Genomic DNA, 15,750 nt, shown 5'->3' on the forward strand with positions numbered 1-15,750 from the left:
TCTCTTTACCCGGCAAGTCCGAAGACGCCAAACATCAGTGTGGAAATCAGGGCGATAACAAAACCGACAAGGGTTTCATAAGGCAGCAGTTTTAAGCGTTCGTGGATTTGCATACTGACGCTGCCGCCGGTAGCGTGAAAGAAACTGCCGTGGGGGAGGTGATCCAGTACGGTCGCGCCTGCATGAATCATCGCCGCGCCAGCGAGTGCCGACACGCCAAGCCCCAGCAGCGTCTGGCTGAATACCCCGGCGGCGACGGCGGTGCCTGCGGTTGTCGACGCCGTTGCCATCGACATAATCGCCCCGGAAATCGGCGCCAGCAGGTAAGAAGGAAGGCCGGAGGCGGTCAGCCCCTCAATCAGCACATCTTTTAACGCGGAGTTAGCGATGATCCCGGCGAGAGTACCGGTTCCGAGCAGCATAATGGCGACCGGCGCCATGCGCGTCAGCCCGGACAGCATAAATGCGTTACTTTGCTTAAATCTGCCCATCAGGATCGCGCCGACCAGGCCTCCCACCGGCAAGGCGATGAGCGGGTCGATGGCGATACCCGCAACCGGACGCAAGGCCAGCAGCACAATGGCCGCCAGCGGCGCGCTGATCGCGGCCAGGAACCCCGGCTGCGTACCCTGCGCGTCATGTGAAATCGCCTCTTCCGTTGTCACCATTGAACCTTTGTGGCTCAGGCGCTTAGCGAGGAAATAGGCCATTATCAGACCGAACAGGCCGGGAATAACGCCCGCCATCATTACCGAGGTCAGCGGGACGTGAAAGGCGTCCGAAGCGGCGATGGCGTTAGGATTTGGCGACATCACATTGCCTGCTTTACCGCCGCCAATCATCGCCAGCAGAATGGCGAGCCTGGAGAGTCCGGCGCGCCGGGCGATCGACAGAGCAATCGGCGCGACGGTAATCACCGCCACGTCGATGAACACGCCAACGGCGGTCAGGATCATGGTGGCAATCGCTAACGCTAAAAGCGCCCGGCTTTCGCCGACTTTTTTCACCACCGTTTCGGCGATGGTGTTCGCCGCGCCGGATTCAATCAGCACGCCGGCCAGCACCCCCGCCGCCAGAATGCGCAGCACGGCGTTGGTAATGCCCTGCGCGCCAGTCACCATCAGCGTAACGGTCTGCACCAGATCGGCGCCGCCGACGAGCCCGCCAACCAGCGCTCCCGCCATCATGCCGTAAGCGGGAGAAACTTTGCGTAAGATTAAAACGATAGCCACCACCAGTGCGATGACGGCGCCTGTTGCGGAAATTGAAACCATCGTCTGCTTTCTCCATAAAAATAACAGGGGGCAGTATGGAGAAGCCGACATCAATACGCCTGGTAGCAGGCACCAAATTCAGGCGGCTAACTGACCGTAAATCTGGAGGAAAATACAGTTTAGCGTTGTAATTCCATACCGATATACAACCAAAGCAGTTGTTTTAAATTGTTGATTTTTATTCCGCTTATTTCTTCAACACGCTGTAATCGGTAGCGTAAAGTATTGACGTGAATATGCAGGCTGGACGCTGTTTGCGAGAGATCACAATTGTGTTCAAAATAGTGTTGCAGGGTCTTTTGCAAAACGCCTTTCGCGTCATGGACCACCAGTTCGCGCCAGATTTTGGATAGCTCTTCCGCTTGCCAGGTGCCTGAAAGGCCGCCTAATAACGACGCCAGCGCATAGTCGTCGTGAAAGATAAACTGATGCTTTAATTTCAGCCTTTTCGCCATCGCCTGCGTTGATTTCGCCGTCTGAAAAGAGCGCCGCAGACCGCTGTCGCCGGAGAAATAGCTGCCGACGATCAGCCGTGAAAAACCGCACGACTGCGCGTAGTGTTTAAATCTTTGCAGCTCGCTCAGCTCCTGTGATTTATCCCGGACGCCATTTTTTAGCGCGACGGGTTTTAAAATGATCAGTTCGTTGAAATCGGAGAAGGTCACCAGATGATCGCGGGCGCGGTATTCAAAATAATCCATCAGATTGCGCAGCGCATCGCGATCCGGCTGTTGCAGTTCCATAATCACCACTACCCGCGGTAGCTGAAGGTTAATCCCCAGCCATGACACTACCGCGCTCAACGAGTCCGGCGGGGGATCGCGTAAAATCAGCTGGTTAATCAGCTCTTCGCGGTAGCGTTTATCCCATTGTTTTTGCTCAAGGAGCGCCATTTGCTCGATGATTAATTCCGAGGCCATTTTCACGAGTTGCGCGTAGGCTTTTACTTCACTCGGTTCACCGGTGATACCCAGCACGCCGATAAGCCGATCGCGAAAATTAATCGGTAAATTTATGCCCGGCTTAACGCCTTTGAGTTTATTTGCCGTTGCCGAGTCGATCTCAACGACCCGGTTTTCAGTTAACGCCAGCACCGCGCCTTCATGGCGCTGATGTAAACGTGAGCTTTCACCGGAAGCGATGATCATCCCGTGCTCATTCATTACATTCACCGAGTAGGGAATAATCCCCATGGTACGTTGCACAATCTGACGAGCGGTAGCGTCCTGTAGATAGTAATTGGCTTGAATCTTATTCATTGTATGCTCAGCATAAGAGGAGGGCGCAGTAGGTGGCCTGCTCCCGTTGTATTAGCGTATTTAGGTCTGAAATGTTTCGGGAGAACAGACAAAGAAACGCCTTTGCGTGGCTGCTTTTTTGTGTATTTGTACAACTTAAAGCCGTCCAACAGATTTGTGGTTGCCTTTTTTCTTTCAAACTCAACAGATTAATTCTGTGCATGCCGTCTCACTCACTTTCCCTTTTCGGTGTGATCGCCGTAGGATATTGTTCAGGAACTCATCATTGCCGGCGAGCGCGATCGACGCTTTTTTACCGGCAGGCAAACGGCGCACGAAGGAACTGAAAGCTCAATCTCTGCTTCGCTTTCTGCTACAATCCCTCCCCCGTTCGAAGATTGAGCACTTTTCCCATGCGTTTAAACCCCGGCCAACAACAAGCTGTCGAATTCGTCACCGGCCCTTGCCTGGTGCTGGCGGGGGCGGGTTCCGGCAAGACGCGCGTTATCACCAATAAAATCGCCCATCTGATTCGCGGCTGCGGCTACCAGGCGCGCCATATCGCAGCGGTCACCTTCACCAATAAAGCGGCGCGCGAGATGAAAGAGCGCGTCGGGCAGACGCTGGGACGTAAAGAAGCGCGCGGTTTGATGATCTCCACTTTCCATACCCTGGGGCTGGAAATCATTAAGCGTGAATACGCCGCGCTGGGCATGAAATCCAACTTCTCGCTGTTTGACGATACCGACCAGCTCGCGCTGCTGAAAGAGCTGACGGAAGGTCTGCTTGAAGAGGACAAGGTGCTGCTGCAACAGTTGATCTCGACAATCTCGAACTGGAAAAACGATCTGCAAACGCCCGCACAGGCTGCGGCTGGCGCTAAAGGGGAGCGCGATCGTATCTTTGCGCACTGCTATGGCCTGTACGATGCGCACCTGAAAGCCTGTAACGTTCTCGATTTTGACGATTTGATTTTGCTGCCGACCCTGCTGCTTCAGCGCAATGAAGAGGTGCGAGAGCGCTGGCAGAACAAAATACGCTACCTGCTGGTGGATGAGTATCAGGATACCAATACCAGCCAGTACGAGCTGGTGAAACTGCTGGTGGGCAGCCGCGCGCGATTCACCGTGGTGGGCGATGACGATCAGTCGATCTACTCCTGGCGCGGCGCGCGCCCGCAAAACCTGGTTCTGTTAAGTCAGGACTTTCCGGCGTTACAGGTGATCAAGCTGGAGCAGAACTACCGTTCGTCCGGACGTATCCTTAAAGCGGCGAACATCCTCATCGCCAATAACCCGCACGTTTTTGAAAAACGCCTCTTTTCCGAGCTTGGCTACGGCGCGGAACTCAAAGTGCTCAGCGCCAATAACGAAGAACACGAAGCGGAACGGGTGACTGGCGAACTGATCGCCCACCACTTCGTCAATAAAACGCAATATAAGGATTACGCCATTCTGTACCGCGGCAACCACCAGTCGCGGGTGTTTGAAAAATTCCTGATGCAGAACCGTATTCCGTACAAAATTTCCGGCGGCACGTCGTTTTTCTCCCGCCCGGAGATTAAAGACTTGTTGGCCTACCTGCGGGTGCTGACCAACCCCGATGATGACAGCGCCTTCCTGCGCATTGTGAATACGCCAAAACGCGAGATTGGCCCGGCCACGCTGCAAAAGCTGGGGGAGTGGGCGATGACGCGTAATAAAAGCCTGTTTACCGCCAGCTTCGATCTGGGGCTGGCCCAGACGCTTACCGGGCGGGGATATGAATCGCTGACCCGCTTCACCCACTGGCTGGGCGAAGTCCAGCGTCTGGCGGAGCGCGAGCCGGTGGCCGCCGTGCGCGATCTGATTCATGGCATTGACTACGAATCCTGGCTTTATGAAACCTCGCCCAGCCCGAAGGCGGCTGAAATGCGCATGAAAAACGTCAATCAGCTGTTTAGCTGGATGACCGAAATGCTCGAAGGCAGCGAACTGGATGAGCCGATGACCCTGACCCAGGTGGTCACGCGCTTTACGCTGCGCGACATGATGGAGCGCGGTGAAAGCGAAGAAGAACTGGATCAGGTGCAGCTGATGACGCTGCATGCCTCTAAAGGTCTTGAGTTTCCGTACGTGTTTATGGTGGGCATGGAAGAGGGATTTCTGCCGCACCAGAGCAGCATTGATGAAGATAACATAGAAGAGGAGCGCCGCCTGGCTTACGTGGGGATCACCCGCGCCCAGAAAGAGCTGATTTTTACCCTCTGTAAAGAACGGCGACAGTACGGTGAACTGGTGCGCCCGGAGCCGAGCCGCTTTCTGCTTGAGCTACCGCAGGATGATCTGATCTGGGAGCAGGAGCGCAAGGTGGTGAGCGCCGAAGAGCGGATGCAAAAGGGACAAAACCATCTGGCGAATCTGAAAGCGATGATGGCGGCAAAGCGCGCGAAGCCCCAGGGCGGATAAGGCGCTGACGCCCTTATCCGGCAACGTCACGATGACTGAACATCTAAAGGCCAGTGAACATAGCTTTGCCACTGGCTTTCCTGTTCAATCAGCTCTTTACCCAGCGGATGCTGTTCCAGCCACCCCTGCGGCAGCGTAACGGTCAGAATTTCATTTGCCGCCTGGAGCGAAATGGCGGGCAGCAGATCGTCACGCCGGCGGCTGGCGAAAATAATCGCCAGTCTGAGCAGACGACAGAGGTGCTCGGCCACCCGCGGCGGCACGGCGTTTTGCTGGTGTAACGATGACAGATCGACCAGGTTAGTCTGGTTCAGCAGCAGCGTGGCGAGCAGCTTTTTCTGCGCGGGCGTAAAGCCAGGCAAATCGAGATTACGGACCAGATATGCCGCGTGCTGCGGGGCCTGTCTGAAGTCGACGCTGAGGCCCACTTCATGCAGCATACAGGCGCTGTTCAGCAGTTCGCGGCTGATTGGCTCCAGATGCCACTCATTTTCTACCTGATCGAGAAAATTGGCCGCCAGTACGGCGACGCGATTCGCCTGATCGGTATCCACCATAAAACGCCGCTGAATGTTACGCAGGGTGCGGCTGCGAATATCCTGCTCGACCGTGAGATGGAGCATGCCGTAAACCAGCCCTTCACGCAGCGCGCCGCCTGCCAGCGTCATGCCCTGAATATTCAGCTCGGTGAAGATGGCGATCAGAATAGCCAGCCCGCTCGGGAACACTAACGCGCGCTCAAGCGTTAAGCCTTCAATTTCCAGCTCTTCCAGCCTGCCGCAGTGGATCGCCCGCTGTTTCAGCTGCTGAAGCTTCGCCAGCGTGATGCGCTCGTCCATCCCCTGCGCCATCATGATTTCCTGCAACGCCTGTACCGTACCGGAGGCGCCTACGCACACTTTCCAGCCGTGGTGACGCAGTTCGTCGGCGACCGGACGCAGCACTTCGCGCGCGGCTTTTTCCGCCTCGTCGAAATTCTCCTGCGCCAGGTTACGATCGGAAAAGTAGCGTTCAAGCCAGGTGACGCAGCCCATCGACAGGCTGAACAGCGAGGTGGTTTGCGCGCCGGTGCCGGTAACCAGCTCGGTGCTCGCGCCGCCAATATCTACCACCAGACGCCTGTCGGCGCCGCCGGTGGTATGCGCCACTCCCTGGTAAATCAGACGCGCTTCTTCTTCGCCGCTGATGACCTGCACCGGACAGTGAAGGATCTCCTGCGCTCTGGCGATAAACGCGTCGGCATTGACCGCAATGCGTAATGTCGCAGTGGCGACCACGCGGATTTGAGAGGGGGGTATATCCTGCAGGCGTTCGGCGAACAGGCGCAGGCACTGCCAGCCGCGCTCCATCGCTTCCGCGGAAAGCACACTATCGCTGTTCAGGCCAGCCGCCAGACGCACCTTGCGTTTTATGCGCGTGAGCGTCTGGATGCTGCCCGCCACCTCGCGTACTACCAGCATATGAAAACTATTCGAACCTAAATCAATAGCGGCATAGAGCGACGAGGTGGAGCTGAGCATATTTTTTAACCTGAACGACGACGATTACGCGGCGCGCCGGTACGGCGCGGACCATTGCCAGGGCGCGCGCGCGTCAGGCGCAGCGGCTTCGGCAGATTAGTCATCAGCGCGTCCGGGTTATATTTACTGACCGGAATAGAGTGACCGATATACGTTTCGATCGCCGGCAGGTTCAGCGCATATTCTTCACACGCCAGGCTTATTGAGTGACCGCTCGCGCCGGCACGACCGGTACGGCCGATACGGTGAACGTAGTCTTCGCAATCATCCGGCAGATCGTAGTTAAATACGTGCGTCACGGCAGGAATATGCAGGCCGCGGGCGGCGACGTCGGTGGCGACAAGGATATCCAGATCGCCGCGGGTGAATTCATCAAGAATGCGCAGGCGTTTTTTCTGCGCCACGTCGCCGGTCAGCAGACCGACGCGATGGCCATCAGCCGCCAGGTGACCCCAGATATCTTCGCAGCGGTGCTTGGTATTGGCGAAAATAATGGCGCGATCGGGCCATTCTTCTTCGATCAGCGTCTGCAGCAGGCGCATCTTTTCTTCGTTAGACGGGTAGAAAAGCTCTTCTTTGATGCGGTGACCGGTTTTCTGTTCAGGTTCGACTTCGACATACTCGGCGTTGTTCATTTGTTCAAACGCCAGTTCACGAACGCGATAAGAGAGGGTGGCTGAGAACAGCATGTTCAGACGCTGCGTTGCGGGCGGCATGCGGCGGAACAGCCAGCGGATATCTTTAATAAAGCCCAGATCGTACATGCGATCGGCTTCGTCGAGGACGACAACCTGGATAGCGCCCAGATTGATGTGATTCTGTTTTGCGTAATCGATCAGACGACCCGTGGTGCCGATCAGAATATCGACGCCGCTTTCCAGCACCTTCAGCTGTTTGTCGTAGCCGTCGCCGCCGTAAGCGAGGCCTAACTTCAGGCCGGTGGTCTGCGCCAGCGGTTCGGCATCGGCGTGGATCTGCACGGCTAACTCGCGCGTCGGCGCCATAATTAAGGCGCGCGGCTGGTTCACCTTGCGATCGTCAATCGCGGGATGAGAGAGGAGATAATGAAACGTGGACGTAAGGAACGCCATCGTTTTTCCGGTACCGGTTTGCGCCTGCCCCGCAACATCACGACCAGCCAGCGTAAGCGGCAGCGCGAGAGCCTGAATGGGCGTGCAGTTATGAAACCCTTTCTTTTCAAGGGCTTCAATAACCTGTGGGTGCAGGGCGAAGTCGGAAAACTTCTGTTCTGTTAAATGTGTTTTGCTCATAGTGTGGTAGAATATCAGCTTACTATTGCTTTACGAAAGCGTATCCGGTGAAATAAAGTCAACCTTTAGTTGGTTAATGCTACACCAATAGCCACACCAACACGCCAGGCTTATTCCTGTGGAGTTATATATGAGCGATAAAATTATTCACCTGACTGACGACAGTTTTGACACGGATGTACTCAAAGCGGACGGGGCGATCCTCGTTGATTTCTGGGCAGAGTGGTGCGGACCGTGCAAAATGATCGCCCCGATTCTGGATGAAATCGCTGACGAATATCAGGGCAAACTGACGGTTGCTAAACTGAACATCGACCAGAACCCGGGTACTGCGCCGAAGTACGGTATTCGTGGCATCCCGACCCTGCTGCTGTTCCGCAACGGTGAAGTGGCGGCGACCAAAGTGGGCGCGCTGTCCAAAGGTCAGTTGAAAGAGTTCCTCGACGCGAACATCGCGTAAGAGGATGTCCATGCTCGGGCGCCCTTAATCCTAATTGTTGTGGATGACTGGACGCCCGACGTGAGTCGTGCTAAGTTAATGTTGACTACGTAGTAAACATACCTTATTTAGTTTGAATCTTGTTATTTCCGATACTTCCCGTTTTTTCTCGCGCGAGAAGTGGATAGATTCTGGGCCTTATCATTCAATCCGTCTTGTCGTTTCAGTGCTGCGTACTTTCCTGTGACCAGACAGCGAACAGACATGAATTGATGGCCGTAAACAGGCATGGATGACCCTGCCATACCATTCACAACATTAAGTTCGAGATTTACCCCAAGTTTAAGAACTCACACCATTATGAATCTTACCGAATTAAAGAATACGCCGGTTTCTGAGCTGATCACTCTCGGCGAAAATATGGGGCTGGAAAACCTGGCCCGTATGCGCAAGCAGGACATTATTTTTGCCATCCTGAAGCAGCACGCAAAGAGTGGCGAAGATATCTTTGGTGACGGTGTGCTGGAGATATTGCAGGATGGATTTGGTTTCCTCCGCTCCGCAGACAGCTCCTACCTTGCCGGTCCTGATGACATCTACGTTTCTCCCAGCCAAATCCGCCGTTTCAACCTCCGCACTGGTGATACCATCTCGGGTAAGATTCGCCCGCCGAAAGAAGGCGAACGCTACTTTGCGCTGCTGAAAGTTAACGAAGTTAACTACGACAAACCGGAAAACGCCCGTAACAAAATTCTCTTCGAAAACTTAACTCCGCTGCATGCCAACTCACGTCTGCGCATGGAACGTGGTAACGGTTCTACCGAAGACTTAACGGCGCGCGTGCTGGATCTGGCTTCGCCAATCGGTCGCGGTCAGCGTGGTCTGATTGTCGCGCCGCCGAAAGCGGGTAAAACCATGCTGCTGCAGAATATCGCGCAGAGCATCGCCTACAACCATCCGGACTGCGTGCTGATGGTGCTGCTGATTGACGAACGTCCGGAAGAAGTGACCGAGATGCAGCGTCTGGTGAAAGGCGAAGTGGTCGCTTCCACCTTCGACGAACCGGCATCCCGTCACGTTCAGGTAGCTGAAATGGTTATCGAGAAGGCGAAACGTCTGGTTGAACATAAGAAAGACGTTATCATTCTGCTCGACTCCATCACCCGTCTGGCGCGTGCGTATAACACCGTTGTTCCGGCCTCCGGTAAAGTGTTGACCGGTGGTGTGGATGCCAACGCCCTGCACCGTCCGAAGCGTTTCTTCGGCGCGGCGCGTAACGTTGAAGAGGGCGGTAGCCTGACCATCATCGCGACCGCGCTTATCGATACCGGCTCCAAGATGGACGAGGTTATCTACGAAGAGTTCAAGGGCACCGGTAACATGGAACTGCACCTTTCCCGTAAGATCGCGGAAAAACGCGTCTTCCCGGCCATTGACTACAACCGTTCCGGTACGCGTAAAGAAGAGCTGCTTACCACTCAGGAAGAACTGCAGAAAATGTGGATCCTGCGTAAGATCATTCACCCAATGGGCGAAATCGACGCGATGGAATTTCTCATTAACAAGCTGGCAATGACCAAGACCAACGACGACTTCTTCGACATGATGAAGCGTTCGTAATCGCGTTCTCTGCCGAAAACGCCACGTTTTTACGTGGCGTTTTGCTTTTATAACTGTAATCTTAACGACAGCTTAACAATTTTGGCGTGCTACTCCACGCCGCCGCTTTGCGTTTTTTTGCCAAAAGCGAGATTGGGTTAAAAATTATACAAAACAGTCGCTTCGGAAGGGAGTTTCCCTTCTGAATAAAGGGCTTCGTGGTTATACTTCAGCTAATAATTTTCTCTGAGAGCACGCATTGTGAATTTACTGACCGTCAGTACTGATCTCATCAGTATTTTTTTATTCACGACACTGTTCCTGTTTTTTGCGCGCAAGGTGGCAAAAAAGATCGGTTTAGTGGATAAACCCAACTTCCGCAAACGTCACCAGGGGCTGATACCGTTAGTTGGGGGCATTTCAGTTTACGCAGGGATCTGTTTTACCTTTGGCATCGTCAATTACTATATCCCTCATGCGGCGCTCTATCTGGCCTGTGCGGGTGTGCTGGTATTTATCGGCGCGCTCGACGATCGTTTTGACATCAGCGTAAAAATACGCGCCACCATCCAGGCCGCTATCGGCGTGGTCATGATGGTGGTCGGTAAACTCTACCTCAGCAGCCTGGGCTACATTTTTGGTCCGTGGGAGCTGGTGCTCGGTCCGTTTGGCTATTTCCTCACGCTTTTCGCGGTGTGGGCCGCGATCAATGCGTTTAATATGGTGGATGGTATCGACGGACTGCTGGGCGGGCTGTCCAGCGTCTCGTTTGCCGCGATGGGGCTTATCCTGTGGTTTGACGGTCAGACGAGCCTGGCTATCTGGTGCTTTGCCATGATTGCCGCCATTCTGCCGTATATCCTGCTTAACCTCGGCGCGCTCGGGCGGCGCTATAAAGTGTTTATGGGCGATGCCGGCAGTACGCTGATTGGTTTCACCGTTATCTGGATCCTGCTGGAAACCACTCAGGGCAAAACGCATCCTATCAGTCCGGTGACCGCGCTGTGGATTATCGCCATTCCGCTGATGGATATGGTCGCCATTATGTACCGCCGTCTGCGTAAAGGCATGAGCCCGTTCTCCCCCGATCGCCAGCACATTCATCATTTGATCATGCGCGCAGGGTTTACTTCCCGCCAGGCGTTTGTGCTGATCACCCTCGCCGCCGCGATACTGGCCGCCATTGGCGTGTTTGCGGAATACTCCCATTTTGTACCTGAATGGGTCATGTTGGTGCTGTTTTTGCTAGCATTCTTCCTCTACGGTTACTGCATTAAGCGTGCCTGGAAAGTGGCAAGGTTTATCAAACGCATAAAGCGCAGACTGCGAAGAAACCGTGATAACAATCCAAAATTAACTAAGTAAATCGAGGGTGCGATGACTCAACCATTACCGGGGGCACACGCCGTGAGCGCTGAAAATGAACTGGATATTCGTGGGTTGTTTCGTACTTTATGGGCCGGGAAGGTGTGGATTGTCGGTATTGCGCTGTTATTCGCGCTGATCGCCTTAGCGTATACCTTTTTTGCCCGCCAGGAGTGGAGCGCGACCGCCATCTCCGATCGCCCCACGGTAAACATGCTGGGCGGCTACTATTCTCAGCAGCAATTTTTGCGCAATCTGGACGTCAAAGCCAGCAGCGCCCCCGCCGACCAGCCTTCGGTGATGGATGAAGCTTATAAAGAGTTTGTGATGCAGCTGGCCTCCTGGGATACGCGTCGCGACTTCTGGCTGCAAACCGATTATTACAAGCAGCGGATGGTTGGCAACAGTAAAGCCGACGCCGCAATGCTTGATGAACTGATCAATAACATTCAGTTTATTCCCGGCGATTTCACCCGCGCGATTAACGACAGCGTTAAGCTCATCGCTGAAACGGCGCCAGATGCAAATAACCTGCTGCGTCAGTATGTCGCCTTCTCCAGCCAGCGTGCCGCCAGCCATCTGAATGATGAGCTGAAGGGCGCGTGGGCGGCGCGAACCATACAAATGAAGGCGCAGGTGAAGCGTCAGGAAGAGGTGGCGAAAGCCATTTACTCCCGCCGCGTAAGCAGCATTGAACGGGCGCTCAAAATCGCCGAACAGCATAATATTTCCCGTACGGAGACAGACGTGCCGCCGGACGAGCTGCCTGATTCCGAACTGTTTCTGTTAGGTCGCCCGATGCTCCAGGCGCGCCTTGAAAACCTGCAGGCTGTCGGTCCTTCCTTCGATCTGGACTACTTCCAGAATCGGGCCATGCTCAATACGCTGGATGTGGGGCCGACTCTGGATCCGCGTTTTCAGACCTATCGCTATTTGCGGACGCCGGAAGAACCGGTAAAACGCGATAGCCCGCGCCGAGCCTTCCTGATGGTGATGTGGGGCATCGTTGGGGGGCTTATCGGCGCAGGCGTTGCGTTAACCCGCCGCCGCACGATCTAGCACGACTGCCGCAGTGGGGGGCTGGGCCCTCACTGACTATTCGAAGAGAATCGATGTGAAAGTACTGACTGTGTTTGGCACGCGACCGGAAGCCATCAAAATGGCGCCCCTGGTGCATGCGCTGGCAAAGGATCCTGAGTTCGACGCGAAAGTGTGCGTCACCGCGCAGCACCGGGAGATGCTCGATCAGGTATTGAATCTCTTTTCCATTGTACCTGACTACGATCTCAACATTATGCGGCCCGGCCAGGGACTGACGGAAATTACCTGTCGAATCCTGGAAGGGCTTAAGCCTGTTCTCGCCGATTTTAAGCCGGATGTGGTTCTGGTGCATGGCGACACCACCACCACCATTGCGACCAGCCTTGCCGCTTTTTACCAGCGTATTCCCGTCGGACATGTAGAAGCCGGACTCCGCACCGGCGACCTGTACTCCCCGTGGCCGGAAGAGGCAAACCGCACGTTGACCGGGCATCTGGCGATGTACCACTTTGCGCCGACGGAAAACTCCCGGCAAAACCTGCTGCGCGAGAATATCGCCGACAACCGCATCTTTGTTACCGGCAACACGGTGATTGATGCGCTGATTTGGGTGCGTGACCGCGTGCTGGCTAGCGATACGCTGCGTACCGAACTGGCCGTGCAGTATCCTTTTCTTAACGCCGATAAAAAGATGATCCTGGTGACCGGTCATCGTCGTGAGAGCTTTGGCCGCGGCTTTGAGCAGATTTGCCATGCGCTGGCCCAAATCGCCGCGGCGAATCAGGATGTACAGATTGTCTATCCAGTCCATCTGAACCCCAACGTCAGTGAACCGGTCAACCGTATTCTCGGCCACGTTGAAAACGTGATGCTGATTGAACCACAGGATTATCTCCCTTTTGTCTGGCTGATGAATCACGCCTGGCTGATCCTGACCGACTCAGGGGGAATTCAGGAAGAGGCGCCGTCGCTGGGCAAACCGGTGCTGGTGATGCGTGAGACAACCGAACGGCCCGAGGCCATTACCGCAGGCACGGTACGGCTGGTGGGAACGGATCCGCGGCGCATTGTTGAGGAAGTCACGCGTTTACTGCATGACGAAAACGAATATCAGGTCATGAGCCGCGCCCATAATCCTTACGGCGACGGGCAGGCCTGTGGACGCATTTTGGACGCTTTAAAAAATAATCGAGTATCGCTATGAGTTTTTCGACCATTTCTGTTATTGGGCTGGGTTATATCGGTTTACCCACTGCGGCGGCCTTTGCTTCGCGTCAGAAACAGGTCATTGGCGTGGACGTGAACCCGCATGCGGTGGAAACCATCAACCGCGGCGAAATTCATATCGTCGAACCGGATCTGGATAAGGTCGTGAAAACGGCGGTAGAGGGGGGTTATCTGCGCGCTACCACCACGCCCGTTGAAGCCGATGCGTATCTGATTGCGGTTCCCACGCCGTTTAAAGGCGACCATGAACCGGATATGGCCTATGTGGAGGCTGCGGCGAAATCCGTCGCGCCGGTGCTGAAAAAAGGGGCGCTGGTGATCCTCGAATCGACTTCGCCGGTCGGGGCGACCGAGCAGATGGCCGCGTGGCTGGCGGAAATACGCCCGGATCTCACCTTTCCCCAGCAGGCTGGCGAGCAGGCGGACGTCAACGTCGCCTATTGCCCTGAACGCGTACTGCCGGGGCAGGTTATGGTCGAACTGATAAAAAACGACCGCGTCATCGGCGGCATGACTCCGGTATGCTCGGCGCGCGCCAGCGAGCTGTACAAAATCTTCCTTGAAGGCGAGTGCGTCATCACAAACTCCCGCACGGCGGAAATGTGCAAGCTTACCGAGAACAGCTTCCGCGACGTTAATATCGCCTTTGCAAACGAACTGTCGCTGATTTGCGCCGATCAAGGGATTAACGTCTGGGAACTCATTCGCCTGGCGAACCGTCATCCACGGGTTAATATTCTCCAGCCCGGCCCTGGCGTCGGCGGTCACTGCATCGCCGTCGATCCGTGGTTCATCGTGGCGCAAAATCCGCAACAGTCGCGTCTGATTCGCACCGCGCGCGAGGTTAACGACGGCAAACCGCACTGGGTGGTCGAGCGGGTGAAAGCCGCGGTGGCGGATTGTCTTGCGGCCACAAACAAGCGCGCCAGCGAGATTAAAATTGCCTGCTTCGGCCTGGCGTTTAAGCCCAATATCGACGACCTGCGAGAAAGCCCGGCGATGGGCATTGCGCAGGGTATCGCGCGCTGGCACAGCGGCGAAACGCTGGCGGTGGAGCCGAATATCCATCAGTTACCGAAAAAGCTGGATGGCCTCTGCACGCTGGCGACGCTTAACGATGCGTTGGCAACCGCCGACGTGCTGGTGATGCTGGTCGACCATAATGAATTTAAAGCGATACAGGGCGATGCGATCCGTCAGCAATATGTTGTGGATACCAAAGGAGTCTGGCGCTAATGAAACGGATCCTGATTACCGGCGGCGCGGGGTTTATCGGCTCGGCGGTGGCGCGGTATATCATTAACGAAACGGCAGATGCCGCGGTGGTGGTCGATAAACTCACCTACGCGGGAAATCTGATGTCGCTGGCGCCGGTTGCGCAGAGCGATCGTTTCGCCTTTGAGAAAGTGGATATTTGTGACCGCGCCGCGGTGGATCGCGTTTTTCAGCACTATCAGCCGGACTGCGTGATGCACCTGGCGGCGGAAAGCCATGTCGATCGCTCCATCGACGGCCCGGCGGCGTTTATTGAAACGAATATCGTTGGCACGTACACCCTGCTGGAAGCGGCGCGCGCCTACTGGCATGCGCTGGCAGCGGACAAAAAAGCGGCGTTCCGCTTTCACCATATTTCCACTGACGAGGTGTATGGCGATCTGCATTCTACGGATGATTTCTTTACGGAAACCACGCCGTATGCGCCAAGCAGCCCTTATTCAGCGTCAAAAGCCAGCAGCGACCACCTTGTTCGCGCCTGGCTGCGCACGTACGGTCTGCCGACGCTGGTGACGAACTGCTCCAACAATTACGGTCCTTATCACTTCCCGGAAAAATTGATTCCGCTGACGATCCTCAATGCGCTGGCGGGTAAACCCCTGCCGGTGTACGGCAACGGGCAGCAGATTCGTGACTGGCTGTATGTCGAAGATCATGCCAGGGCGCTGTATCTCGTGGCGACCGCCGGAACGGTGGGGGAAACCTGGAACATTGGCGGTCACAACGAGCGTAAGAATCTGATGGTGGTCGAGACGATTTGCGATCTGCTGGAAGAACTGGCGCCGGAAAAACCGCAGGGTATTGCCCACTACCGTGATTTGATCGCCTTTGTCGATGACCGTCCCGGTCACGATTTACGTTACGCTATCGATGCATCGAAAATCGCGCGCGAGCTGGGCTGGACGCCGCGGGAATCCTTTGAAAGCGGGATGCGTAAAACCGTGCAATGGTATCTGGCGAATGAGGCCTGGTGGAAGCCTGTGCAGGACGGTAGCTATCGGGGTGAACGTTTAGGGCTTAAGGGCTAACAGCCAGGCTTTAACTCCTGAAGGAG

At 55.3% G+C, this 15,750-nt stretch carries 12 protein-coding genes; 8 read left to right on the forward strand and 4 right to left on the reverse strand.

The annotated features are described in order from the left end of the window. Positions 1-5: 5 nt before the first annotated feature. Together K7R23_RS06605 and K7R23_RS06610 are read right to left on the reverse strand one after the other, a co-directional pair. Positions 6-1,274: a GntP family permease gene (locus K7R23_RS06605; RefSeq protein ID WP_012907947.1), complete on the reverse strand. Its 1,269-nt coding sequence runs from the start codon at positions 1,272-1,274 to the stop codon at positions 6-8. A 119-nt stretch (positions 1,275-1,393) separates the two neighbouring features. Beyond that, a complete protein-coding gene (locus K7R23_RS06610; RefSeq protein ID WP_012907946.1) occupies positions 1,394-2,533 on the reverse strand; it encodes a sugar diacid recognition domain-containing protein in 1,140 nt (379 codons plus the stop codon). Between the two features lie 392 nt (positions 2,534-2,925). Between K7R23_RS06610 and rep the strand changes: the two genes are divergently transcribed. Further along, positions 2,926-4,959: a DNA helicase Rep gene (gene rep / locus K7R23_RS06615; protein ID WP_012907945.1), complete on the forward strand. Its 2,034-nt coding sequence runs from the start codon at positions 2,926-2,928 to the stop codon at positions 4,957-4,959. A 26-nt stretch (positions 4,960-4,985) separates the two neighbouring features. Here rep and gppA read toward each other — a convergent pair whose 3' ends face one another. Both gppA and rhlB read right to left on the reverse strand, forming a co-directional pair. Beyond that, positions 4,986-6,479 (reverse strand): guanosine-5'-triphosphate,3'-diphosphate diphosphatase, encoded by a 1,494-nt coding sequence (gene gppA, locus K7R23_RS06620; protein WP_012907944.1) that lies wholly within the window; start codon positions 6,477-6,479, stop codon positions 4,986-4,988. A gap of 5 nt (positions 6,480-6,484) precedes the next feature. Further along, positions 6,485-7,750, reverse strand: coding sequence for an ATP-dependent RNA helicase RhlB (gene rhlB / locus K7R23_RS06625; protein WP_012907943.1), 1,266 nt, complete (start codon positions 7,748-7,750; stop codon positions 6,485-6,487). 130 nt (positions 7,751-7,880) lie between these two features. Between rhlB and trxA the strand changes: the two genes are divergently transcribed. From trxA to rffG, 7 genes are all read left to right on the forward strand, one after another. Beyond that, the gene (gene trxA / locus K7R23_RS06630) at positions 7,881-8,210 is read left to right on the forward strand and encodes a thioredoxin TrxA (RefSeq protein WP_012907942.1); all 330 of its coding nucleotides are present in this window, start codon (positions 7,881-7,883) and stop codon (positions 8,208-8,210) included. Positions 8,211-8,549: 339 nt separating this feature from the next. Further along, entirely contained in the window at positions 8,550-9,809 is a 1,260-nt protein-coding gene (gene rho, locus K7R23_RS06640) for a transcription termination factor Rho (protein ID WP_002437993.1), read from the forward strand. A 240-nt stretch (positions 9,810-10,049) separates the two neighbouring features. Continuing rightward, on the forward strand, positions 10,050-11,153 hold the full coding sequence (wecA, locus tag K7R23_RS06645; protein ID WP_012907940.1) for a UDP-N-acetylglucosamine--undecaprenyl-phosphate N-acetylglucosaminephosphotransferase: 1,104 nt from the start codon (positions 10,050-10,052) through the stop codon (positions 11,151-11,153). Between the two features lie 12 nt (positions 11,154-11,165). Beyond that, positions 11,166-12,212 carry an ECA polysaccharide chain length modulation protein gene (wzzE, locus tag K7R23_RS06650; RefSeq protein WP_012907939.1) on the forward strand — a complete coding sequence of 349 codons (1,047 nt, stop codon included), beginning with the start codon at positions 11,166-11,168 and terminating at the stop codon, positions 12,210-12,212. A 55-nt stretch (positions 12,213-12,267) separates the two neighbouring features. Continuing rightward, positions 12,268-13,398 (forward strand): non-hydrolyzing UDP-N-acetylglucosamine 2-epimerase, encoded by a 1,131-nt coding sequence (wecB, locus tag K7R23_RS06655; protein ID WP_012907938.1) that lies wholly within the window; start codon positions 12,268-12,270, stop codon positions 13,396-13,398. Next, entirely contained in the window at positions 13,395-14,657 is a 1,263-nt protein-coding gene (wecC, locus tag K7R23_RS06660; protein WP_012907937.1) for a UDP-N-acetyl-D-mannosamine dehydrogenase, read from the forward strand. The genes wecB and wecC overlap by 4 nt, the downstream gene beginning before the upstream one ends. Then, the gene (gene rffG / locus K7R23_RS06665; protein ID WP_012907936.1) at positions 14,657-15,724 is read left to right on the forward strand and encodes a dTDP-glucose 4,6-dehydratase; all 1,068 of its coding nucleotides are present in this window, start codon (positions 14,657-14,659) and stop codon (positions 15,722-15,724) included. Before wecC ends, rffG begins: the two co-directional genes overlap by 1 nt. Positions 15,725-15,750 lie beyond the last annotated feature (26 nt).

Source organism: Citrobacter rodentium NBRC 105723 = DSM 16636, assembly GCF_021278985.1.
GTDB classification, from domain to species: domain Bacteria; phylum Pseudomonadota; class Gammaproteobacteria; order Enterobacterales; family Enterobacteriaceae; genus Citrobacter_A; species Citrobacter_A rodentium.

Excerpts from the sequence above, each read along its gene's own strand:
- rffG (WP_012907936.1), top strand. The coding sequence starts at position 14,657 with ATGAAACGGATCCTGATTACCGGCGGCGCGGGGTTTATCGGCTCGGCG.
- K7R23_RS06605 (WP_012907947.1), bottom strand. The coding sequence starts at position 1,274 with ATGGTTTCAATTTCCGCAACAGGCGCCGTCATCGCACTGGTGGTGGCT.
- rhlB (WP_012907943.1), bottom strand. The coding sequence starts at position 7,750 with ATGAGCAAAACACATTTAACAGAACAGAAGTTTTCCGACTTCGCCCTG.
- trxA (WP_012907942.1), top strand. The coding sequence starts at position 7,881 with ATGAGCGATAAAATTATTCACCTGACTGACGACAGTTTTGACACGGAT.
- rho (WP_002437993.1), top strand. The coding sequence starts at position 8,550 with ATGAATCTTACCGAATTAAAGAATACGCCGGTTTCTGAGCTGATCACT.
- wecC (WP_012907937.1), top strand. The coding sequence starts at position 13,395 with ATGAGTTTTTCGACCATTTCTGTTATTGGGCTGGGTTATATCGGTTTA.
- wzzE (WP_012907939.1), top strand. The coding sequence starts at position 11,166 with ATGACTCAACCATTACCGGGGGCACACGCCGTGAGCGCTGAAAATGAA.
- rep (WP_012907945.1), top strand. The coding sequence starts at position 2,926 with ATGCGTTTAAACCCCGGCCAACAACAAGCTGTCGAATTCGTCACCGGC.
- K7R23_RS06610 (WP_012907946.1), bottom strand. The coding sequence starts at position 2,533 with ATGAATAAGATTCAAGCCAATTACTATCTACAGGACGCTACCGCTCGT.
- gppA (WP_012907944.1), bottom strand. The coding sequence starts at position 6,479 with ATGCTCAGCTCCACCTCGTCGCTCTATGCCGCTATTGATTTAGGTTCG.